General features: G+C 70.2%; 23 protein-coding genes. 15 read left to right on the forward strand and 8 right to left on the reverse strand.

Going from position 1 to position 20,009, the window contains the following annotated elements; genetic code table 11:
• Window positions 1-4: 4 nt before the first annotated feature.
• Both GXW78_RS13250 and GXW78_RS13255 read left to right on the forward strand, forming a co-directional pair.
• Window positions 5-790 (forward strand): MlaE family ABC transporter permease, encoded by a 786-nt coding sequence (locus tag GXW78_RS13250; protein WP_211869403.1) that lies wholly within the window; start codon window positions 5-7, stop codon window positions 788-790.
• A complete protein-coding gene (locus GXW78_RS13255) occupies window positions 787-1,563 on the forward strand; it encodes an ABC transporter ATP-binding protein (RefSeq protein WP_211869297.1) in 777 nt (258 codons plus the stop codon). Before GXW78_RS13250 ends, GXW78_RS13255 begins: the two co-directional genes overlap by 4 nt.
• Before the next feature lie 6 nt (window positions 1,564-1,569).
• Here GXW78_RS13255 and GXW78_RS13260 read toward each other — a convergent pair whose 3' ends face one another.
• From GXW78_RS13260 to GXW78_RS13270, 3 genes are all read right to left on the reverse strand, one after another.
• The gene (locus tag GXW78_RS13260) at window positions 1,570-1,956 is read right to left on the reverse strand and encodes a hypothetical protein (protein WP_211869298.1); all 387 of its coding nucleotides are present in this window, start codon (window positions 1,954-1,956) and stop codon (window positions 1,570-1,572) included.
• Window positions 1,957-2,036: 80 nt separating this feature from the next.
• Entirely contained in the window at window positions 2,037-3,071 is a 1,035-nt protein-coding gene (locus GXW78_RS13265) for an LLM class flavin-dependent oxidoreductase (RefSeq protein WP_211869299.1), read from the reverse strand.
• Between the two features lie 122 nt (window positions 3,072-3,193).
• Window positions 3,194-4,465, reverse strand: coding sequence for an MFS transporter (locus tag GXW78_RS13270; RefSeq protein ID WP_211869300.1), 1,272 nt, complete (start codon window positions 4,463-4,465; stop codon window positions 3,194-3,196).
• 97 nt (window positions 4,466-4,562) lie between these two features.
• Here GXW78_RS13270 and GXW78_RS13275 point away from each other — a divergent pair, with 97 nt between their 5' ends.
• The 3 genes from GXW78_RS13275 to GXW78_RS13285 all read left to right on the forward strand — a co-directional run bounded on the left by GXW78_RS13275 (window position 4,563) and on the right by GXW78_RS13285 (window position 6,526).
• Window positions 4,563-5,129 carry a bifunctional transcriptional activator/DNA repair enzyme AdaA gene (locus tag GXW78_RS13275; RefSeq protein WP_211869301.1) on the forward strand — a complete coding sequence of 189 codons (567 nt, stop codon included), beginning with the start codon at window positions 4,563-4,565 and terminating at the stop codon, window positions 5,127-5,129.
• 144 nt (window positions 5,130-5,273) lie between these two features.
• Window positions 5,274-5,849 (forward strand): peroxiredoxin, encoded by a 576-nt coding sequence (locus GXW78_RS13280; protein ID WP_211869302.1) that lies wholly within the window; start codon window positions 5,274-5,276, stop codon window positions 5,847-5,849.
• A 140-nt stretch (window positions 5,850-5,989) separates the two neighbouring features.
• Entirely contained in the window at window positions 5,990-6,526 is a 537-nt protein-coding gene (locus GXW78_RS13285; protein WP_211869303.1) for a carboxymuconolactone decarboxylase family protein, read from the forward strand.
• Between the two features lie 16 nt (window positions 6,527-6,542).
• Here GXW78_RS13285 and GXW78_RS13290 read toward each other — a convergent pair whose 3' ends face one another.
• Window positions 6,543-7,046 carry a GFA family protein gene (locus GXW78_RS13290; protein WP_246522143.1) on the reverse strand — a complete coding sequence of 168 codons (504 nt, stop codon included), beginning with the start codon at window positions 7,044-7,046 and terminating at the stop codon, window positions 6,543-6,545.
• 158 nt (window positions 7,047-7,204) lie between these two features.
• Between GXW78_RS13290 and GXW78_RS13295 the strand changes: the two genes are divergently transcribed.
• Window positions 7,205-8,089, forward strand: coding sequence for a TauD/TfdA dioxygenase family protein (locus tag GXW78_RS13295; protein WP_211869305.1), 885 nt, complete (start codon window positions 7,205-7,207; stop codon window positions 8,087-8,089).
• A gap of 470 nt (window positions 8,090-8,559) precedes the next feature.
• On the opposite strand, the gene GXW78_RS13300 is transcribed toward GXW78_RS13295, so the two are convergent.
• Window positions 8,560-9,225 (reverse strand): HAD family hydrolase, encoded by a 666-nt coding sequence (locus tag GXW78_RS13300; protein ID WP_338147745.1) that lies wholly within the window; start codon window positions 9,223-9,225, stop codon window positions 8,560-8,562.
• Window positions 9,222-10,115, reverse strand: coding sequence for a LysR family transcriptional regulator (locus GXW78_RS13305; protein ID WP_211869306.1), 894 nt, complete (start codon window positions 10,113-10,115; stop codon window positions 9,222-9,224). Before GXW78_RS13305 ends, GXW78_RS13300 begins: the two co-directional genes overlap by 4 nt.
• Window positions 10,116-10,222: 107 nt before the next feature.
• Here GXW78_RS13305 and GXW78_RS13310 point away from each other — a divergent pair, with 107 nt between their 5' ends.
• Both GXW78_RS13310 and GXW78_RS13315 read left to right on the forward strand, forming a co-directional pair.
• Window positions 10,223-11,053, forward strand: coding sequence for a dienelactone hydrolase family protein (locus tag GXW78_RS13310; RefSeq protein ID WP_211869307.1), 831 nt, complete (start codon window positions 10,223-10,225; stop codon window positions 11,051-11,053).
• Entirely contained in the window at window positions 11,053-11,790 is a 738-nt protein-coding gene (locus GXW78_RS13315; RefSeq protein WP_211869308.1) for a sulfite exporter TauE/SafE family protein, read from the forward strand. The genes GXW78_RS13310 and GXW78_RS13315 overlap by 1 nt, the downstream gene beginning before the upstream one ends.
• A gap of 179 nt (window positions 11,791-11,969) precedes the next feature.
• On the opposite strand, the gene GXW78_RS13320 is transcribed toward GXW78_RS13315, so the two are convergent.
• Window positions 11,970-12,722 carry a dienelactone hydrolase family protein gene (locus GXW78_RS13320; protein WP_211869309.1) on the reverse strand — a complete coding sequence of 251 codons (753 nt, stop codon included), beginning with the start codon at window positions 12,720-12,722 and terminating at the stop codon, window positions 11,970-11,972.
• A 201-nt stretch (window positions 12,723-12,923) separates the two neighbouring features.
• Between GXW78_RS13320 and GXW78_RS13325 the strand changes: the two genes are divergently transcribed.
• From GXW78_RS13325 to GXW78_RS13335, 3 genes are read left to right on the forward strand one after another with little or no spacing between them, the layout of a single operon-like run.
• A complete protein-coding gene (locus tag GXW78_RS13325) occupies window positions 12,924-14,258 on the forward strand; it encodes a dihydroorotase (protein WP_211869310.1) in 1,335 nt (444 codons plus the stop codon).
• Window positions 14,255-14,917: a nitroreductase gene (locus GXW78_RS13330; RefSeq protein ID WP_211869311.1), complete on the forward strand. Its 663-nt coding sequence runs from the start codon at window positions 14,255-14,257 to the stop codon at window positions 14,915-14,917. Before GXW78_RS13325 ends, GXW78_RS13330 begins: the two co-directional genes overlap by 4 nt.
• Window positions 14,917-15,789, forward strand: a complete 873-nt coding sequence (locus tag GXW78_RS13335; protein WP_211869312.1) for a DMT family transporter — start codon at window positions 14,917-14,919, stop codon at window positions 15,787-15,789. The genes GXW78_RS13330 and GXW78_RS13335 overlap by 1 nt, the downstream gene beginning before the upstream one ends.
• On the opposite strand, the gene GXW78_RS13340 is transcribed toward GXW78_RS13335, so the two are convergent.
• Complete coding sequence (locus GXW78_RS13340) at window positions 15,773-16,180, reverse strand: ketosteroid isomerase-related protein (protein WP_211869313.1); 408 nt, start codon at window positions 16,178-16,180, stop codon at window positions 15,773-15,775. The two genes, GXW78_RS13335 and GXW78_RS13340, sit on opposite strands and share 17 nt — an antisense overlap.
• Before the next feature lie 92 nt (window positions 16,181-16,272).
• Here GXW78_RS13340 and GXW78_RS13345 point away from each other — a divergent pair, with 92 nt between their 5' ends.
• The 4 genes from GXW78_RS13345 to glyS are packed head-to-tail and all read left to right on the forward strand — an operon-like array spanning window position 16,273 to window position 19,995.
• Window positions 16,273-17,136, forward strand: a complete 864-nt coding sequence (locus tag GXW78_RS13345) for a glycine--tRNA ligase subunit alpha (RefSeq protein WP_211869314.1) — start codon at window positions 16,273-16,275, stop codon at window positions 17,134-17,136.
• Between the two features lie 59 nt (window positions 17,137-17,195).
• The gene (locus tag GXW78_RS13350) at window positions 17,196-17,456 is read left to right on the forward strand and encodes a type II toxin-antitoxin system VapB family antitoxin (protein WP_211869315.1); all 261 of its coding nucleotides are present in this window, start codon (window positions 17,196-17,198) and stop codon (window positions 17,454-17,456) included.
• On the forward strand, window positions 17,453-17,842 hold the full coding sequence (locus GXW78_RS13355) for a type II toxin-antitoxin system VapC family toxin (RefSeq protein ID WP_211869316.1): 390 nt from the start codon (window positions 17,453-17,455) through the stop codon (window positions 17,840-17,842). Before GXW78_RS13350 ends, GXW78_RS13355 begins: the two co-directional genes overlap by 4 nt.
• Entirely contained in the window at window positions 17,842-19,995 is a 2,154-nt protein-coding gene (glyS, locus tag GXW78_RS13360) for a glycine--tRNA ligase subunit beta (RefSeq protein ID WP_211869317.1), read from the forward strand. Before GXW78_RS13355 ends, glyS begins: the two co-directional genes overlap by 1 nt.
• Window positions 19,996-20,009 lie beyond the last annotated feature (14 nt).

The raw sequence follows: 20,009 nt of genomic DNA on the forward strand, positions 1-20,009 counted from the left end.
GCGGTTGGATCTGGTGCTGAACCCCGTCGCGGCGCTCGGCCGTGCCGTTCTCTCGGCCTGCCGGACGGTCGGTGCGCTGGCGCTCTTCGCGCTGGAGGGCCTGTCCCATCTGGTGCGGCCGCCGTTCTACTGGCGGCTGTTCCTGCGCCAGCTCGTCGAGATCGCCTATTTCTCGCTGCCCGTCGTGTCGCTCACCGCGATCTTCACGGGCATGGTGCTGGCGCTGCAATCCTATACCGGCTTCGCGCGCTTCAATGCCGAAGGGGCCGTTGCGAATGTGGTGGTGCTGTCCATCACGCGCGAGCTCGGCCCGGTCATCGCGTCGCTGATGGTCGCCGGGCGCATCGGCGCCTCCTTCGCCGCCGAGATCGGCACGATGCGCGTGACCGACCAGATCGACGCGCTGACCACGCTGTCCACCAACCCGATGAAGTACCTGGTCACGCCGCGCCTGCTCGCCGGCGTGCTCGCCATGCCCTTCCTGGTGCTGGTCGCGGACATACTGGGCGTCATGGGCGGGTGGCTGATCGGGACGACGAAGCTCGGCTTCAACTCGGCCGGCTATCTCAAGGCGACGATGGATTTCCTGCAGGTGATGGACGTCGTCTCGGGTCTGGTGAAGGCCGCCGTCTTCGGCTTCGTCATCACGCTGATGGGCTGCTGGTGCGGCTACAATTCGCGCGGCGGCGCGCAGGGCGTGGGCGCGGCGACGACGACGGCGGTGGTCGCCTCCTCCATCCTCATCCTCGCCTTCGACTACATCCTGACCGAGATGTTCTTCGCGCGATGAGCGGCGATACCCCGAAGATCCGCCTGCGCGGCCTGTCCAAGGCCTTTGGTGAGAAGCGCGTGCTGGACGGCGTCGACCTCGATATCCGGGCCGGCCACGGCATGGTCATCCTGGGCGGTTCCGGTTCCGGCAAATCCGTCACCATCAAATGCATCCTCGGCCTGATCACGCCCGATGCCGGGACCATCGAGATCGACGGCCAGGACATCCTCGCCATGTCGCGCCGGGACCGCGAGGCACTGAACGACCGCATCGGCATGCTGTTTCAGAACGGCGCGCTGTTCGACAGCCTGCCGGTCTGGGAGAATGTGTGCTTCAAGCTGCTGGCGCAGAAGCGCATCACGCGGGCCAAGGCGCGCGACAAGGCGGCGGAGGTGCTGGCGCAGGTCGGCCTCGCCGCCTCGGTCGGCGATCTCGCGCCCTCGGAACTCTCTGGCGGCATGCAGAAGCGCGTCGGCCTCGCACGCGCCATCGCGGCACAGCCCGACATCATCTTCTTCGACGAGCCGACGACCGGCCTCGACCCCATCATGGGCGCGGTGATCGATGGGCTGATCGTGGATGTGGTGAAGCGGCTGGGTGCGACAGCGGTCTCGATCACGCACGACATGGCCAGCGCGCGGCGCATCGGCGACGACGCGGCGATGCTGCACAGGGGAAAGATCGTCTGGACCGGATCGGCGGCAGTCCTCGGCGACACCGGCAACGCCATGGTGGATCAGTTCGCGCGGGGCGAGCGCGAGGGCCCGATCCAGATGGAGTTGCGGCGGTAGCGATCGCTACAGCCCGTATGGATTGCCTGGGACAATCCGCGTCATGCTTTCCACCACGCCACCATGGACGGCTTCGAAGACGTCCCCTTGGCGGTACATCCGGGAGCAGCGGGCTTCGCCATTGCGTACCTCCGGCGCCACTGAACAGACTCCATCGCTGCCCGCGTAGAACCGGCCCGTCATTGCCATCTGTCCGCGGGGCATGAAGACGACGCCGCGCCGCGTCAGGTCCTCCGCGACATGAATGCGCCAGTTGTTGCCGCCGCCCGACCCGACCAGCGTGTTGCCGCGGATCGCTGCGAGGTAGTCGTCCGGCGAAACGGACACGCCCTGGGGCGCGGACGCCGCGCAGCCGGCCAGCAGCACGCCAACGCCCAGGATGCGGAGGGCCATCGAACGGCCTTTCGTTATCGCTCAATCAGAACGATAACGAAATATTCAGGCCCTTCGCAACATTTCCGCGCGTGAGCCGGTCAGGCGAAGGCGGGCGCGCGGACCTCCTGCCTGACCCGCGGCGCAATCTCCTTCATGAACAGCTTCAGCGCCCGCGCCGAGAACTCCGCCGGCATCGGCCCGGTGCGGAAGCGGACACTCACCCCGCCGATCCCCGTCGCCGCCAGCGTCGTGAAATCCTCCATCACCGTCGCCGGGGACCCGCATTGCAGCGGCGGCGCAGCGGCCTTGTTCTGGTCCGCCGCCCGCTGCTCGAAGGCCGAGCTCTGCGCCGCGCGATACTGCTGCATCTGCCGGAAATACGGCATGCCGACGTTCTGCGCTTCCTCATCCGTCGGCGCGATGATCGCCGTCCGCGACACCCAGGACTCGGCGATCGCGCGGTCGATCCCGGCATCGCTGATCCCAGCCTCGCTCGCCGCCTTGCGGTAGACGTCGATGTTGTGCGCGGCACCGGCGGCCGTCGCCGCCGCCATGATCACCGGCCGCCCCTGCCTGGCCTGGCCGACCAGTGACGCTTCCGACGCCACGGACCGCAGCACGGGCGGATGCGGCTTCGTGAAAGGCAGCGGGCGGAGCATCGGGATGTCGATGTTCCAGTACTTGCCTTCGTGCTTCACGGGTTCGCCGGACCAGCATTGGAACAGGATCTTCTCGATCTCCTCGAAGCGCTCCTGCGCGCTCGCCGGGTCGACCTGATATCCCTTGTACTCGTGCAGGTTCACCATGCTGCCGCGGCCGAGGCCGACGATCAGCCGGCCCTTCGACAGATTGTCGATCAGCGCGATCTGCTCGGCCATCCGCAGCGGGTGGTAGAGCGAGGATTGCAGCACCGCGAAGCCGATCTTGATGCGCGTCGTCGCCATCGCCAGCGCGGCCGCCATGGTCGGCGGATCGACATAGGCACAGTTGCCGTCGAAATGATGCTCGGCGAGGAAGACCGCATCCATGCCTTCCGCCTCGGCGAGTTGCGCTTCGCGCACCGCCTCGTGGATGACCTGGGCATCGGCGCCGGGGTTGCGGGATTCATGAAACAGGAAGACGCCAACGCGCATGCTGATCTCCAGCGGTCTGTGGCGTGCCTCCCCGACGGCGGCCTTGGCTCGGACAGCCGCTCTTCGTCGGGAGCCTAAGCCCGCCGATCCGCCAAGACCATCCCCCCACCGGCACCGCCCGATCAGACCGGGAACGGCGTCGTCGCGCGATCCCGCCAACGCATCACCACCATCGCCGCCGCGGCCTGCACCGCCAGGGCGAGCAGGATCGACGCGCCGCGCGACCCCGACAGGTCCTGCAACAGGCCGAACAGCGCCGGCGCGAAGGCGAAGACGGCCTGGTTCGTCGCCGTCACCAGGGCCACGACCCGCCCGACATCCCCGCGCGCGAATTCCCGCTGCGCGATCAGCGGCGGCAGCGAGATGAGGTTGCCCACGCCGAGCCCGAACAGGACGCAGCCGAGCAGCAGGAGCGGCGCCGACGTCCCGCCCGCCGCGAGGAACGCCGCCGAGCCGGCGACCTGCACCGCGAAGTTCAGCGCCGCGGCCCGGCGTCGATCGGCCTCGCCCAGCAATCGCCCGAGCAGCGACCGCCCCACCACGGCGCAGGCGGTGGTCAGGCTGACCGCGGCCCCGGCACCGACTTCGCCGAGTGCTGCGACCAGCAGCGAGAACAGATGCGCGATCAGCCCGATCTGCGCGAAAAGCCCCAGCGCGAAGGCCACCGAGAGCGAGCGGAACCGCCCGTCGCGCCAGACCGCCCGCCCGGCAGGCAGCGCCGGCCGGTCCGCTGCCGTGGCGCCGGCCGTCCCTACGGCCTCCGCCGCCGCGCCATCAGGCCGCTGCCCGAGCGATGCCGGCGTCGGCCGCAGCAGCGTCGCCGCGATCCACCACACCGCACCGGCCATGATCGCGCCCCGCAGCGCCGCCGCCGCCGGGAAGCCCAGTCCCCCGATCAGCAGCGCCCAGAGCGGCGCGAACAGCACGCCGCCGACGCTCGCGCCGTTGAAGGCCATCGACAGCGCCATCGGCCGCTTCCGGTCGAACCAAGGCGCCACCATGGCGTTGATCGCCGCACCGCTCGTCAGCGCCCAGCCCGCCCCGCTGAGCACCGCCGCCGGGAACAGCATCCAGGCCGCCGGCGCCAGCGCCCAGGCCACGACACCCAACCCGGCGAGCACCCCGCCCGCCTGCGTCGCCGCGACCAGGCCGAAGCGGCGATGCAGCGCCGGCAGCCGCGCCACGATCCCGGCTGAAAGCAGGAAGTGCCAAGTGATCGCCGCGGAGATGACCCAAACCGGCCAGCCCCGCCCGTCATGCAGCACATGCAGGAACACCGACGGCCCGTAGAAGCCGACGCCCCATGCCAGCACCGCCACCGTGAAGGCGCCCCAGACCACGCGCCAGCCGAAGAAGCCGGCGGTCTCGCGCGGCGCATTGTCGAATGTCGTCATCGTGGCTTTCTTCTTCCGTCGCGCCAGAGGTAGTGCGGGCCGGGGAGACGGGCTCGCCGGATCCGGACTCCGTCCCCAACGCGTGCGGAGAATGGCCATGCTCGATGCCGAAGAATGCGAACGCGCCCGGGTCGGCCGCGATCCCGCCTATGACGGGCGCTTCTTCACCGGCGTGCGGACGACCCGCATCTACTGCCGCCCCGTCTGCCCGGTCCGGCCCGCGCAGCCGCGCAACGTCCGCTTCTACCCCTCCGCCGCTGCCGCCGAGATCGACGGCTTCCGACCCTGCCTGCGGTGCCGGCCGGAGACCGCGCCCTTCTCCCCGGCCTGGAACGGATCCCGCACCACGGTCGCGCGGGCGCTCCGCCTGATCGAGGACGGTGCGCTCGACCAGGATGGCGGCTCGATGGAAGCGCTGGCGGCGCGGGTCGGCGTGGGCGGGCGGCACCTTTCGCGCCTGTTCCAGCGCCATCTCGGCGCCAGCCCTGCGCAGCTCGCGCGAACGCTCCGGGTGCAGCGGGCCAAGCGCCTGCTGGATGGCACCGACCTGCCGATGACCGAGATCGCCGCCCGCGCCGGCTTTGGCAGCCTGCGCCGTTTCAACGCCGTCTTCGCCGAGACCTACCGCCGGCCACCCACCGCCATACGCCGCGCCAAAAATTGATCCGATCCGTCAAATCGACCGGTTCGATCGAATTCTTCGAATAAATCCATTGGACAGAATCCCGGCCTGTCGGCATTGCTGCGCCGCACTCGCTGCAATGCACAAAGACGCCTGTGGCGACCCGAGAACTCAAGGAGCGCACCGATGCTGACCGTTGGCGACAAGTTCCCCGAATTCGCCCTGACCGCCGTGAAGGGTGGCAAGGAGGGCCTCGGCGGCCCCGGCGTCTCCTTCACCGAGATCACCTCCGCCTCCGATGCCGGCAAGTGGAAGATCGTCTTCTTCTGGCCGAAGGACTTCACCTTCATCTGCCCGACCGAGATCGCCGCCTTCGGCAAGCTCGCCGGTGAATTCGCCGACCGCGACGCGGTGCTCTACGGCGCGTCCACGGACAGCGAGTTCGTCCACCTGAACTGGCGCGTCTACAACGACGACATCCGCGACCTGCCGATCCCGATGCTGGCCGACATCAAGCGTGAGCTGTCGACCGCCCTCGGCATCCTCGACAAGAACGCGGGCGTCGCGCTGCGCGCCACCTTCATCGTCGATCCGGACGGCACGATCCAGTGGGCCGCGGTGAACGGCCTGAACGTCGGCCGCAACCCGCAGGAAGTGCTGCGCGTGCTCGACGCCCTGCAGACCGACGAGCTCTGCCCCTGCAACTGGGAGAAGGGCAAGGACGTCCTGAACGCCCAGGAGTTGTTTGAGAAGGCGGCCTGACGGCCGCCATCGCGGACGCAGTTAGCCGCCACACCAACCCTAACCGCATCCGCGAAGGGGGGGCAGGCAGCCCCCCGTAGACCCCCCGGTCCCGCGCGCCCTGGTCGGGCACGCGGGACGTGTTGCTCCCGGAGGCCATGATGTCCCTCGACGCCCTGCGCGCCCGCCTGCCCGAACACGCCAAGGACCTGAAGCTGAACCTCGGCTCGCTCGCCACCGAGCCCGTGCTGAACCAGCAGCAGCTCGCCGGCACCTTCGTCGCCAGCGCCATCGCGGCGCGCAATGCCGAGCTCACCCGTGCGCTCCTTGGCGAATTCGCCCCGAAGCTGTCGCCGGAGGCGCTCGCCGCCGCCAAGGCCGCGGCCGCCATCATGGGCATGAACAACGTCTACTACCGCTTCACCCACCTGGTCGGTGGCGACTACGCCAACCTGCCGGCGAAGCTGCGCATGAACGTCATGGCGAAGCCCGGCGTGGACAAGGTCGATTTCGAGCTCTGGTCGCTCGCCGTCTCCGCCATCAATGGCTGCGGCATGTGCATGGAAGCGCATGAGAAGGTCGTCCTCCACGGCGGCCTGTCGAAGGAAGCCGTGCAGGCCGCGGTGCGCATCGCCGCCGTCGTCCACGCGGTGGCCGGCGTGCTCGACGCCGAGGACGCGGTCGCCGCCGCCGCCTGACGCTCCGGTCGGCCCGTCAGCTTCCCGGATCTGACGGGTCCGGCACGGCCTGCGCCTTCAGCCGCTGGCGCATCGCCGCCACGCGCGCGCGGGCCTCCTCCGGCCACACCGTGCGGGCGTCGTAGAATTCCGGCACGGCCCTCGCCCCTTCCGGCAGCACGACCCAGGGCAGCTTCGTCGAGGTGTAGATGTGGATATCCGGCGGAAACGCCGCCGGGTCATCCATCGTGCCGACCCGCACGAAGCGCACGGCGGGCCCGCCCTGCGGATAATGGCTCCAGACCGCGACATGGCAGGCGGGGCATCGTGCGATGAGCTGCCCGCGCCCGCTCGCGGACGGCGTGTTCACGACCTCGGGCTGCCCGCTCGTCAGCACCACGTCGTCCGCGACGAACAGTGCATTGAGCGCATGCGCGCTGCCAGTCTCCCGCTGGCACCAGCGGCAATGGCAGGCATGGACGATCAGTGGTGGCCCGCCGATGCGGTACCGCACATGCCTGCAGGTGCATCCGCCTTCCATTCGTTTCCTCCCACGAGCGTGTCCGTTCCCCGGCGGCCCTAAGTGTCCTCCAACCGCACTCGTCTGCGCCACGCATCTTGACCCCCTTCTTCACCGGGGCGACGCTTTCCCCACAGAGCCCGGCCAGCCGGGACCGGGCCGGTTGGAGGAAGCCGCCCGTGACCCTCGCGCTCAAGCCGCTGCATCCGCTCTTCGTCGCCGAGGCGACCGGGATCGACCTGCGCCGCCCCCTCACCCCCCACCAGGTCGACGACATCCACCGCGCCATGGACCGGTACGCCGTGCTGGTCTTCCCCGGCCAGCCGCTCGACGACGACCAGCAGATGGCCGTCGGCCGCGCCCTCGGTACGCTGGAGACGACGCGCGCGACGGTAGACGCCGACAAGCACCGGCTGAAGCATCAGGAGATGAACGACATCTCCAACCTTGACACGGAGGGCAGGCTGCTCGCGGCCGATGATCGCCGGCGGATGTTCAGCCTCGGCAACCGGCTCTGGCACAGCGACTCATCGTTCAAGTCGACGCCCGCGCTCTATTCCATGCTGCATGCCCGCGTGATCCCGCCCGAAGGCGGAGAGACGGAATTCGCCGACATGCGCGCCGCGTGGGATGCGCTGGCCGACAGGCAGAAGGCGAAGCTGCGCAGCCTCACCACCTGGCACTCCCTGATCTATTCCCGCGCCCAGCTCGGCTTCGACGCATACACGGACGACGAAAAGAAGGCATTTGCCCCCGTCCCGCAGCGCCTCATCCGCCGCCATCCCGGCTCCGGCCGCGTCTCGCTCTACCTTTCCGCCCATATCGGCCGCGTCGAGGGGATGCCCGTGCCGGAAGGCATGATGATGATCCGCGAACTGACCGAACACGCGACGCAGCGGCAATTCGTGCATAGCCATACGTGGCGGCAGCACGACCTGGTCATCTGGGACAATCGCTGCACGATGCACCGCGCGCGTCCCTTCGAGGACAGCACCTACCCGCGCGACATGCGCCGCGTGACACTGCAGGACGTGGCACCGACGCTGGAACAGCAGGCGGCGTAGCGCGGGTTCCTCGGGGGGCCTTGCCAGTCCCGATATTTCCGCTGTTGCCGTTGGAGGGGCGTTGCCCCTCCAAGCCACCCCAGCAAAGGCCGAAGGGCCTTTGCAAACCTCGACTTGGCGCAGGGCACGGCAGGCGGGAAACGGCGCCGAGACCCGCTCCTGTGCGCGCAACCGGCTTGGAGGGGCAAACATGCCCTCCATGGCCGGCACCAATAGATTGCGGTCCAGGATGCCCAGCATCCTGGCGGGGTGGTTCGGAGGGGCAGAGCCCCTCCGATCTCCAATGGCGGACGTCGTAAAGTGCTCAAGAAGGCCTGCGGAAACCATTACCAGGCCCTGGACCAACGTGGCGTTCTACGACGTTGCGGCGGGCGAGACGGGAAAGCCTGCCGTGCCCGGCCTCGCCGAGAGGGATGCCCGTGTCCTGGCAACGTGAGGACCAAAGACAGCGCACAGCCGCTCCGCCGTCGTCACCCGCATCCAGCGATAAGTTGCACCACGGCATGCAGATCCTCCGCGACGGTCGCGCACAGCCGTCGATCCGCATCGCATGCCGGCACGAGATCCGGCACCATCACCACCGTCATTCCCGCCGCCGCCGCGGCCCGGACGCCATGCGGCGAATCCTCCAGCGCCAGGCAGGTCCCGGGCGCCACGCCGAGTTGCTCCGCCGCCCGCAGGAACGGATCGGGTGCCGGCTTGCCGCGCGCATAGTCGCCCCGCGCCACCACCGCATCGAAGCGCCCCGCCAGCCCATGCGCGGCAAGGTTCCGCCGCACGGCCTCATGCGAGGAGGAGGTCGCGATCGCCCGCCGCAGCCCGAGCGCATCGAGCAGCGTGAGCAGTTCCGCGACACCGCGCTTCAGCGCGGGACCACCCGCCGCGTGCGCGGCGTAGTGCCGGCTCCAGCACGCCTCGAAATCGTCGATGCCGAAGCCCGTGCCGAAATGCGCGAGCAGCCGCGCCCGGTTGTCCACCGCGCTGCCGCCGATCAGGCTCAGGAACACGGCATCCGGCAGCACGCAGCCATGCTCGGCGGCGGCATCCTGGGCGGCGGCGCGGTGCAGCACCTCGGTATCGAACAGCAGCCCGTCCATGTCGAAGACGACGGCACCCGGCATGCGGAACGCGGTCACGACGCCCCGTCCCGCGCCAGATGCTCCACCAGCCGCCGGGCATGCGGCGGCAGCGCCTCCAGCCCCCGCAGGCAGATCCCCAGCCGCCGCTCCGCCCAGGGATCGGCCAGCGCCACGGCGCGGATCGGCAGGCTGCGGCGGAACCGCTCGGCCGCTGTCCGGGGCACGATGCCCACCCCGGCCCCGGCGCCGACCATCCGGCACACCGCCTCGAAGCTGCGCAGCCGCACGCGCAACCGCAGCCGGCGCCGCGCCGCGGCCGCATGGCGCGACAGATGCTCCTGCAACGCGGATTCCTCGGGCAGGCCGATCACGTCATGGTCCAGCACCTCGCGGAACAGCACCGATCGCCGCGCCGCCAACGCATGCCTCCGCGGCACCACCACGACGAGCTGGTCCATGCGGAACGGCAGCAGCGCCAGCCCGGACGCTTCCGCCCAGTCCGCGATGATGCCGGCATCCGCCTGGCCCCCGCGCACGGCCTCGACGATCGCGGCACTCGGCCGTTCCTCCAGCAGCACATCGACATTCGGATGCTCGGCGAGCCACGGCGCCAGCAGCTCCGGCAGGAACTCGCTGATCGCCGCCCCGTTGGCGAGCAGCCGCACCTCCCCCTTCAGCCCGCGCGCATGGTCGTCGAGCTCCCCCGCCATGCGTTCCAGCTGCTCGACGACCAGCCGCGCGTGATAGGCGAGCGCGCGCCCCGCCGCCGTCGGCTCGACACCGCGCCGCCGCCGCACCAGCAAAGCTGCGCCGAGCGTCTCCTCCATCCCCTTCACCCGCGCGCTCGCGGATGGCAGGGCGAGCGCTGAGCGGTCCGCCCCGCGCGTGATGCTGCCGGTCTCCACCACGGCGAGGAACAGGCGCAGGTCCGTCAGGTCGAAGCGCATCTTTCTGCCTCTGCCTGCGCCGAAGGCAGGCTTGCGGAATGCCAGATTGTGGCGCCGCGGGGCGCTGCGCAACCTCGGTCCGTCACCGCCGAAGGATGCCGAACGCGATGCGGAACCTGGTCGCCGCCGCGATGCCGACCGCGAGGCGCAGCCTGCTAGCCGCCGCCCTCGCCACCGTCATGGCCGGCAGCGCCGCGGCCGAGGCGCCACCGGTCGCCGGCGGGCTAATCGCCGGCGCCGTTACCTCGCCCGCGACGGCCGCCAGGCACCGCGTCCCGGCCGTGCTGATCCTGGCCGACGCCCCCGGCGCCGATGCGCGGGCCGACGGCTATGTCCACGAACTCACCGCAGCCGGCCTGCTGGTCATGGAGGCCGACGCCCACGCCATCGCCGAGGCGACCGGGCTGCCGGCCACCGAGGCCGGCCTCGCCGCCGCCGCGTCTCTGGCAGTCCGCGCCCTGGCCCATGACCCGCGCGCGGCGCCGGGGCGGATCGGCGTGCTCGGTTTCGGGGAAGGCGGCCGCGCGGCGCTGCTCGCCGTGCCCGACCCCACGGGGGCCGACGCCATTGCCGCGCGCGCCGTGCTCTATCCCGGCTGCATCGGCCTCGCCGACACGCTGCGCGCGCACCACCCCACCATCGCGACCCCGGTGCTGCTGCTGCATGGCGACCGCGACGCCGCCAACCCGCCCGCCGCCTGCGCGGAGACCGCCGCCGTCCTCGCTGCCTGGGTACCGACCGAACGCCGGCAACTCGCCGGCGCCGCCTATGCCTGGGACCGCCCGGCCTACGGCGCCGACCGTTTCGCCCTGCTGCCGGTCCCCGGCGGAGATGGACGCATCCCCGGCGTGCCGCACCAGCGCCTCGCCGCCGAATCCGCCGCCCGCGTCGCCCGCTGGATGGCCCGGACCCTTGCCCCGGAGGCCGCCCGGCCGTGATGACCGACCCGACCATGCTGGCCGCGATCGCGGTCGTCTTCGTCCTTGCCGGCGTCGTGAAGGGCGTGGTGGGGCTCGGCCTGCCGACGCTCGCGATGGGGCTGCTGACGCTCGCCGTCGCGCCGGCCGAGGCGGCGACGCTGCTGCTCGCCCCTTCCTTCGTCACCAATGCCTGGCAGATGGCGGCCGGCCCATACCTGCCGGGGCTGGTGCGGCGGCTCTGGCCGATGCTGGCGGGTGTCGTGATCGGCACGGTCGCCGGCGCGGGCTCGCTGACCGGCGGCAGCCCGGCGGCGACGGCCGGGCTCGGGCTCGTGCTGATGCTCTATGCGGCGGTGGCGCTCTGGGCGCCTCGGCTGCGCGTGCCGGCGGGCGCGCAGGGCTGGGCCGGGCCGGTGGTGGGCGTGACGACCGGCCTCGTCACCGGCGCGACCGGCGTCTTCGTCGTCCCGGCCGTGCCTTACCTCCAGGCCATCGGACTGGAGAAGGATGAGCTGGTGCAGGCGCTCGGCCTGTCCTTCACCGTCTCGACCGTCGCGCTGGCGATCGGCCTTGCCCTTCATGGCGGCTTCGCAACCGGCGAGGCGCTTGCCTCCCTGATCGCCCTCGCGCCGGCGATGGCCGGCATGTGGCTCGGCCAGCGCATCCGGGCGCGGATCTCGCCGCCGACCTTCCGCTTCTGGTTCCTCGTCTCGCTCGGGGTGCTGGGCGCGTGGCTGGCCTGGCGGGCGATCTGATCGGTCGCCTGCACGGCCGACGGTTTCTTTCATACTCACGGTACGTTTGCGCTGACGAACGCGGCGGGGCCCCCTGCCGGGGGCGGTCGCAGGTTCAGCGACGCCGAAATCCGCGGCGCCTGCGGCAGCCCGACGACACGCCCGCCCTGCCGAATACGCGGGCGGCCGCTCCGCCGTGTTCAGGGCCGACCACGCGCCGTTCTCCGGGCGGCGTGCCGTTCGGGCGGGGCAAGCCGCGCCTCGAACCAATCCGCCAATGCCTCGGCGGCGAGTAGCGTCGTCTCGTGATCCGGCGTTGCACGGATCCGATCCGCGCCCGCGGGATCAGGCAGCATCGGCGCGATCCCCTGCGCATCCCAGGCGTGGCCCGCACCGGGCAACAGGCGGAGCACGACCCCGGGCGGCAGAAGCAGCGCATCGCAACCCCCGGCCACCGCGGCGCCCTGAAGGATCAGGGCCTCGCCCTCCGGCGGCAGGTCGAGCTCGACGCAACCGGGGTAGAGCGCAGCGACGGCGACGGCTACGCCCCCGCTTCGCAAGGCGGCGCGTCCGCCCGCGCCGAAGCCGATCAGGCCAACCCGCAGCCCGGCCGGCCCGGCCGCGGAAGCCCAACCGAGGGCCACGATGGCCGCATCGGCGCTGGTTGCGGCGTCGTGCAGCGTCCCCTGCGTCTCGACGCCGTCGTCGAAGCCCAGGACGAGGCTGGCGATGCCGCGCGCCAGCAGGCTATCCACATAGGGATCGGTACGGAGATCCTCGCCCAGCGTATCCGGCAGCATGATGACGAGCGGCGTTGCCGCGCCCGCGCCGTCGGGGAGCACGAGCCGCCCGGTGCCAGCAGGCATCGGCAGGGACAGCATCACCACCAGCGGCTCGGCGCGCGCGGCGGAGATCAGCAGGCAGGCCGCGACAGCCAGGAATGCGCGCATCATCGGCACATCTTTTCCGTTGTGATTTAGCAATGAGCATCCGTTGCATCCCGCCAGCCGGCAGTGAGCGAGGTCTCAGGCCGGAGCGCGGTGATACGCATGGCGCGTTCCAGGCATTGGCATAGGCGCGGCTCCGCGGCGCGGGGCTTCCGGACCGTCAGCGCCGGTGCGACAAGGGCGACCGACCCGTAAGGAGATGCCGCCATGCCCGCAGACCGTTACGACCTGATCCTCCGCGGCGGCCATGTCGTCATGCCCTGGGGCGTCGAGACCGCCGACGTCGCCGTGCGCGACGGCCGCATCGCGACGCTCGGCAACCTCCGCCATGCCGAGGCAGCCGAGACGATCGACTGCGCCGGCCTGCACGTCCTGCCCGGCCTGATCGACCCGCATGTGCATCTGCGCGACCCGGGCGACCCGGCGGTGGAATCCATCGAGACTGGCACCAAGGCGGCCATCCTCGGCGGCCTGACCGCCGTGTTCGACATGCCGAACACCGCGAAGTCCGTGGTGAACCGCGAGATCCTCGACGAGAAGCGCGCCTTTCTCGAAGGCCGCGCCTGGTGCGATGTCGGGCTCTATGTCGGCGCCTCGAAGAAGAACATCGCCGAGCTCGCGGAACTGGAACTCCAGCCGAATGTCTGCGCGGTGAAGGTCTTCGCCGGCTCCTCCACCGGGGACCTGCTGGTCGAGGACGATGCGAGCCTCGAAGCCGTCATGCGCTCCGGCCGCCGGCGCATCTGCTACCACTCCGAGGACGAGTACCGTCTGCAGGAACGGAAGCCGATGTTCACCGTCGGCATGCCGCATCGGAACCACATGGAATGGCGCGACGTGGAAACCGCCATGCTCGGCACGAAGCGGCTGATGGCGATCGCCCGCAAGACCGGCCGCGCCGCGCATATCCTGCACGTCTCGACCGCCGAGGAACTCGCCTACCTCCGCGACTTCCGCGATGTCGCGACGGTCGAGGTGCTGCTGAACCACCTGACCCAGACCGACGAGGCCTATGACCGCCTCGGCGGCTATGCCGTGATGAACCCGCCGATCCGCGACCAGCGTCACCTCGACGCCGCCTGGGCGGCGGTGAATGACGGCACGGTGGACTGCATCGGCTCCGACCACGCGCCGCATTCGCGCGAAGCCAAGGAGCGCCCCTGGCCGAACACCGCGGCGGGGCTCACCGGCGTGCAGACGCTGGTGCCGCTCATGCTCGACCACGTCACCAGCGGCCGGCTGTCGATCTCGCGGCTGGTGGACCTGATGTGCGCCGGCCCGGCGCGCGTCTATGGCGCGCTGAACAAGGGCCGCCTCGCCGCCGGCTACGATGCGGACTTCACGCTGGTGGACCTGAAGCGCCAGCGGATGATCCGCAACGACTGGCTGGCCACCCCCGCCGGCTGGACGCCCTTCGACGGCACGGTCTGCACCGGCTGGCCCGTCGCGACCATCATCCGCGGCACCGCGGTGATGCGGGAGGACGAGGTGCTGGGCGCGCCGATCGGCAAGCCGGTGGCCTTCGCGGACACCCATCGGTGACAGCCGAGGAGGCGATCGCCTCCCGCCGCTCCATCCGCGCCTTCCTCCCGACGCCGGTGCCGCGCGAGGATGTCGAGCACCTGCTCGACATCGCCGCCCGCGCCCCGTCGGGGACGAACATGCAGCCCTGGCGCGGCTATGTGCTGGCTGGCGAGCCCCTGAAGCGGCTCTCGGCCGCGTTGGTCGCGGCGCATGCGCCGCCCGAGGCCGAGTACCGCTACTACCCCGAGAGCTTCCCCGAGCCTTACCTGTCGCGCCGCCGCAAGGTCGGCTGGGACCTCTATGGCCTGCTCGGCATCGCGCGCGGCGAAACGGAGAAGATGCGGCGCCAGCATGACCGCAACTTCGACTTCTTCGGCGCCCCGGTCGGCATCATCTTCACCATAGACCGCCGGCTCGAGATCGGGTCCTGGCTCGATTACGGCTTCTTCCTCGGCAACCTGACGGTCGCCGCGCGCGGCCTGGGGCTCGACACCTGCCCGCAGGCCGCCTTCGCGCCCCAGCACCGCATCATCCGCGACCACGTGCCCATCCCCGAGGAGGAGGTCGTCGTCTGCGGCATGGCGATCGGCCACGCCGATCCGGGCGCCCCGGAGAACACGCTGACCACCGAACGCGCCCCGGCGCGGGAGTTCTGTCGCTTCCTGGGCTGGGAATGATGCCGCCGCTGACCGGCGCGGCGCTGTGGGTCCGGCTGATCACCATTGCCGCGCTGTGGGGCGGCGCCTTCCCGCTCATCCGCTACCTGACCGGCTTCCTGTCCCCCTTCGCCATGGCCGGCGTGCGCGGCGTGCTGGCGGCGATCGTCGTCTTCCTGTTCCTGTGGATGCGCGGCCAGCTTGGCGGCATCACGCGGAAGGTGGCGATCGGCGCACTCGTGCTCGGCACCTTCAGCGGCGTGCTGCCCAACACGCTGATCCCCATCGCCCTGCAACGGATGGAAGCCGCACCCGCCTCGCTGATCCAGGCGACCGGGCCGCTCATCATCACCTTGCTCGCCGGGCTGCTGCTGCCGGGGGAGAAGCCGACGCGGCGAATGATGCTCGGCATCGGCATCGGCTTCTGCGGCATCGCGCTGGTGATCGGGCCGGGCGGCCTCGGCGGCGGTACGGCCTTCGGTGCGATGCTGATCCTCGCCGCGACGACCTCCTACGCCATCAGCACCGTCTGGGTGCGGATGGCCCCGCGCGGGCCGGCGGCGGCGCTGGCCCTCGGGCAACAGACAGTGTCGGGCGTCATCTCGGGCAGCCTGGCAATGGCGGTGGACGGGCCGCAGGCGCTGGTCCAGCCGACGGAGGTCTGGGTCCTTGCCGTGGTGCTCGCCATCTTCGCCACCGCCATCCCGCTGACGCTGTTCCTTGGCCTCGCCACGCGGGCCAAGGCGGCGGATGCGGCGATGGTGGGCTACCTCCAGCCCGTGTTCGCGACGCTGATCGCCGCCGCCTGGCTCGGCGAGGTGCCGTCCTGGCAGGTCGTCGCCGGCGGCGTGGTGGTGCTGGCGGGCGTCGCGGTGGTCACGACCCGGCGCTGACCTGCGCGATCCAGTCCTGCAGGTTGTAGTGCATCGTCACGCGGGCGATGCGCCCGTCGCGAATGTCGTAGAAGGCCCCCGCCGGCAGGCGGTACGCCTGCCCGCGCGCCGCCGGCAGCCCCTCATCGGTCGCGAGGTACTCGCCCTCGACGACGAACTCCGCCGCCGCCCGCGTGCCGGTCCGTTCCGCCATCACGACGATGTCCACAAGCGTCTCGCGATAGCACCGATCCATCCGGGCCATGAAGGCGCCGAAGGCATCGCGCCCGACCTCCCGCCCGCTCTGGTTCACGTCATGGGCGACGTCATCCGTCAGCAGGGCCAGCATGGCCGCCCTGTCGCCCCGGTTGAAGGCGTCCAGATAGGAACGGATCAGGGCTGCGGCATCCAAGGCGGGGGCTCCATCGCGGGCGGTTTTCTTGCCGAGGGGTAGCCCTACCCCTATAGGTGCACTGCAACAACACCAGCACACCCGGATTGCCCATGCCGCAGAAGCCGCCGAGCTTCCAGGACATCATCCTGCGCCTCCATCGCTTCTGGTCGGAGCGCGGCTGCGTCATCCTCCAGCCCTACGACATGGAAGTCGGCGCCGGCACGTTCCATCCTGCGACCACGCTGCGGGCGTTGGGTCCGAAGCCATGGAAGGCGGCCTATGTGCAGCCCTCCCGCCGGCCCTCCGACGGTCGTTACGGCGAGAACCCGAACCGGCTGCAGCACTACTACCAGTACCAGGTCATCCTGAAGCCCTCGCCCGCCGACCCGCAGGCGCTGCTGATCGAGAGCTACCGCGCGCTCGGCATCGACCCCGCTTTGCACGACATCCGCTTCGTCGAGGATGATTGGGAAAGCCCGACGCTGGGCGCCTGGGGCCTCGGCTGGGAAGTGTGGTGCGACGGAATGGAGGTGACGCAGTTCACCTATTTCCAGCAGGTCGGCGGCATCGCCTGCGAGAAGCCTTCCGCCGAGCTGACCTACGGCCTCGAACGCCTGGCGATGTACATCCAGGGCGTGGAGAACGTGTACGACCTCGCCTTCAACGACGATGGCGTAAAGTATGGCGAGGTCTTCCTGCGGGCCGAGAAGGAATACTCCGCCCATAATTTCGAGTTCGCCGACACCGGCATGCTGTTCCGCCATTTCGAGGATGCGGAGAAGGAATGCGCCGCCCTGCTGGAACGGAAGCTGGCCCTGCCGGCCTATGACCAGTGCATCAAGGCGTCGCATCGCTTCAACCTGCTGGATGCGCGGGGTGCGATCAGCGTGACCGAACGCGCCGCCTATATCGGCCGCGTGCGGACCCTCGCCAAAGGCTGCTGCGAGGCCTGGCTGGCGGGGGAGACGGCGTGAGCTTGAACGGCGCCTCAGTTTCTACCATATCAGGGCGTCATTCTACCATGGAGGGTGCCATGGGCCAGCTGAACATCAAGGACGAGGCGCTGATCGCCGAGGCCAAGGAACTCGCGGCGCTGCTCGGCACGTCGGCGACGGGCGCGGTGCGCGAGGCGGTGCATGAGCGCCTGGCCCGGGAGAAGGCGGTGCGGGACGACCGGAAGCAGCGCATGTACGACGAGATCATGGCGATAGCCGAGCGCGCCTCGAAGCTCGTCCCCCCCGGTGTCACCAGCGACCATAGCGACCTCTACGACGAGAACGGCCTGCCGCGGTGATCGTCGATGCCTCCGCCCTGATCGCGATCCTGTTCAAGGAGAAGGAGGCAACCGCCTTCGCCTCGGCGATGCGCGATGCGGAATCGCGCGTGGTGTCGGCCGCGACGGTCGTCGAGACCGCGATGGTGGCCGAAGGGCGCACCGGCCCGGCCATGGGCGCGGAGCTCGACGAGTTGCTCGGGTCGATGCGCGCCGAGATCGTCCCCTTCACCGCCGAGCACGCCGCCCTCGCCCGCGACGCCTGGCGCCGCTACGGCAAGGGCCGCCACCCGGCCGGGCTGAACCTCGGCGACTGCTTCTCCTACGCGCTCGCCAAGGCGCGCAACGAACCCCTGTTGTTCAAGGGCGATGACTTCGCCCGTACCGATGTGAAGGCGGCGATCTAGTGCCTGAACTGCTCCTCGAACTCTTCTCCGAAGAAATCCCGGCGCGCATGCAGGCGCGTGCGGCGGAGGATCTCGCGCGCCTGTTCGGCGAACGCTGCGCCGCGCTGGTCGAGGCGCCGCCGCTGACCTTCCACGGCCCGCGCCGCATCGGCCTGTCGGCGCTGCTGCGCGCGTCGGTCACGACGGAAGGCAAGGAGGAACGCGGCCCGCGCATCGGCGCGCCCGACGCCGCGCTCGATGGCTTCCTGCGCAAGCACGGCGCGACGCGCGACGCGCTGAAGCAGGAAGGCCAGTTCTGGGTGCTGTCGAAGCCCGGCGAGACGGTCGAGGCGCGCGCCCTGGTCGCCGCCGCCGTGCCGGCCATCATCCGCGCCTTCCCCTGGCCGAAATCGATGCGCTGGGGTGGGTCGTCGCCGATGTCCTGGGTGCGGCCACTGAAGCGCATCCTCTGCGTGCTGGATGGCGCGGTGGTGCCGTTCGATCTCCGCAGCGGCGATGATGATGGGCATGCGCTGTCCTCCGGCAACGAGACCGAGGGCCACCGCATCATGGCCCCCGGCGCCTTCGCCGTGCGCGGGCTGACCGACTATCAGGAAGGACTGCGCGAACGCCGGGTGGTGCTTGATGCCGCTGAGCGCGCGCGGGAGATCAAGGACGGCATCGCCGCGCTGGCCGCCGCCGAAAGCCTGACCGTCGTGCCGGATGAAGGCCTGATCAGCGAAGTCGCGGGGCTGGTGGAATGGCCGGTGCCGCTGCTCGGCCGCATCGACGACGCCTTCATGGATTTGCCGCCCGAGGTGATGCGCACGACGATGCGCGTGAACCAGCGGTATTTCGCGCTGCGCAAGGCGGATGGGTCGGCCGCGCCACGCTTCGCGCTGGTGGCGAACATCGCCGCACCGGATGGCGGTGCTGCGATCGTCGGCGGCAATGAGCGCGTGCTGCGCGCGCGGCTGTCGGATGCGCGGTTCTTCTGGGACCTGGACCGCAAGCAGAAGCTGGAAGACTTCCTGCCGAAGCTGGACAGCGTGGTGTTCCACGCGAAGCTGGGGACGCAGGGGGAGCGTGTGGCGCGGCTGGAGCGACTGGCGCGCATCATCGCGGAGAAGATCGGCGCGAACGCGGATGATGCGGCGCGCGCGGCGAGACTGGCCAAGGCCGATCTCGCGTCCGGGATGGTGGGTGAGTTCCCGGAACTGCAAGGGGTTATGGGTCGGTACTACGCGCTCGGGCAGGGCGAGAAGCCAGCGGTCGCTGAGGCGATCGGTGCGCATTACCGGCCGCTCGGGCCGGGGGATGAGGTACCGTCGGAGCCGGTGGCGATTAGCGTGGCAATGGCGGACAAGCTCGATCAGTTGGCCGGCTTCTTCGCGGCCGGTGAGAGGCCGACCGGTTCCAGCGACCCATTCGCGTTGCGCCGCGCTGCGCTGGGCGTCATCCGCATTCTGCGAGAAAATGCACTGCGCGTCCGTCTGATAGACCTGCTCGTGCCCGCCGTCCGAGGCGCGGTCGAACCCATCTGGCTGAAGCAGGGCGGACCGGAAATCGCGTGGCAGGAGAAGCGCGCAGAGCTATGGGAGCGGCGCGAACGCGATCCCGCATTCCCATTGCCGGATCAAATCGTCGCCGCCGATGTCCTCGAGTTTCTCAGCGAGCGCCTCCGCGTCCAAATCCGCGCGGAGGGCATTCGGCACGACGTCGTCACCGCCGTACTCGCCGCGTCATCCGACGACGACCTAGTGCGTATTCTCCGCAGAGCGGAAGCTGTGCGCTCTTTCGTTGAAGCTGAGTCCGGCGCCAATCTGCTGGCAGCCTATAAGCGCGCCACGAACATCCTCCGCATCGAGGAGAAGCGTGATGGCAGAACCTTCGACCCTGGCTACCATCATCAGCTCCTCGCCGCGCCCGAGGAACAGGCCCTCGCCACCGCCCTTGAAGCCGCCGCCACACGCATCGAAACCGACCTCACCGCCGAGGCGTTCGAGCCTGCGATGGATGCGATGGCCACCCTCCGCGCGCCCGTTGACGCATTCTTCGACAAGGTGATCGTCAATGACGCGGACGCCGCCATCCGTGACAACCGCTTGAAACTTCTCGCCCGCCTCCGCACCGCGATGGACGCCGTCGCGGATTTCTCGAAGATCGAAGCCTGAAGGGGAACCCCTGA

The organism is Neoroseomonas terrae (genome assembly GCF_018129025.1).
GTDB classification, from domain to species: Bacteria; Pseudomonadota; Alphaproteobacteria; order Acetobacterales; family Acetobacteraceae; genus Neoroseomonas; species Neoroseomonas terrae.

Excerpts from the sequence above, each read along its gene's own strand:
- GXW78_RS13315 (WP_211869308.1), top strand. The coding sequence starts at position 11,053 with ATGACCGACCCGACCATGCTGGCCGCGATCGCGGTCGTCTTCGTCCTT.
- GXW78_RS13270 (WP_211869300.1), bottom strand. The coding sequence starts at position 4,465 with ATGACGACATTCGACAATGCGCCGCGCGAGACCGCCGGCTTCTTCGGC.
- GXW78_RS13350 (WP_211869315.1), top strand. The coding sequence starts at position 17,196 with ATGGGCCAGCTGAACATCAAGGACGAGGCGCTGATCGCCGAGGCCAAG.
- GXW78_RS13265 (WP_211869299.1), bottom strand. The coding sequence starts at position 3,071 with ATGCGCGTTGGCGTCTTCCTGTTTCATGAATCCCGCAACCCCGGCGCC.
- GXW78_RS13280 (WP_211869302.1), top strand. The coding sequence starts at position 5,274 with ATGCTGACCGTTGGCGACAAGTTCCCCGAATTCGCCCTGACCGCCGTG.
- GXW78_RS13255 (WP_211869297.1), top strand. The coding sequence starts at position 787 with ATGAGCGGCGATACCCCGAAGATCCGCCTGCGCGGCCTGTCCAAGGCC.
- GXW78_RS13325 (WP_211869310.1), top strand. The coding sequence starts at position 12,924 with ATGCCCGCAGACCGTTACGACCTGATCCTCCGCGGCGGCCATGTCGTC.
- GXW78_RS13260 (WP_211869298.1), bottom strand. The coding sequence starts at position 1,956 with ATGGCCCTCCGCATCCTGGGCGTTGGCGTGCTGCTGGCCGGCTGCGCG.
- GXW78_RS13320 (WP_211869309.1), bottom strand. The coding sequence starts at position 12,722 with ATGATGCGCGCATTCCTGGCTGTCGCGGCCTGCCTGCTGATCTCCGCC.
- GXW78_RS13305 (WP_211869306.1), bottom strand. The coding sequence starts at position 10,115 with ATGCGCTTCGACCTGACGGACCTGCGCCTGTTCCTCGCCGTGGTGGAG.
- GXW78_RS13335 (WP_211869312.1), top strand. The coding sequence starts at position 14,917 with ATGCCGCCGCTGACCGGCGCGGCGCTGTGGGTCCGGCTGATCACCATT.
- GXW78_RS13310 (WP_211869307.1), top strand. The coding sequence starts at position 10,223 with ATGCGGAACCTGGTCGCCGCCGCGATGCCGACCGCGAGGCGCAGCCTG.
- GXW78_RS13275 (WP_211869301.1), top strand. The coding sequence starts at position 4,563 with ATGCTCGATGCCGAAGAATGCGAACGCGCCCGGGTCGGCCGCGATCCC.
- GXW78_RS13290 (WP_246522143.1), bottom strand. The coding sequence starts at position 7,046 with ATGGAAGGCGGATGCACCTGCAGGCATGTGCGGTACCGCATCGGCGGG.
- GXW78_RS13345 (WP_211869314.1), top strand. The coding sequence starts at position 16,273 with ATGCCGCAGAAGCCGCCGAGCTTCCAGGACATCATCCTGCGCCTCCAT.
- GXW78_RS13285 (WP_211869303.1), top strand. The coding sequence starts at position 5,990 with ATGTCCCTCGACGCCCTGCGCGCCCGCCTGCCCGAACACGCCAAGGAC.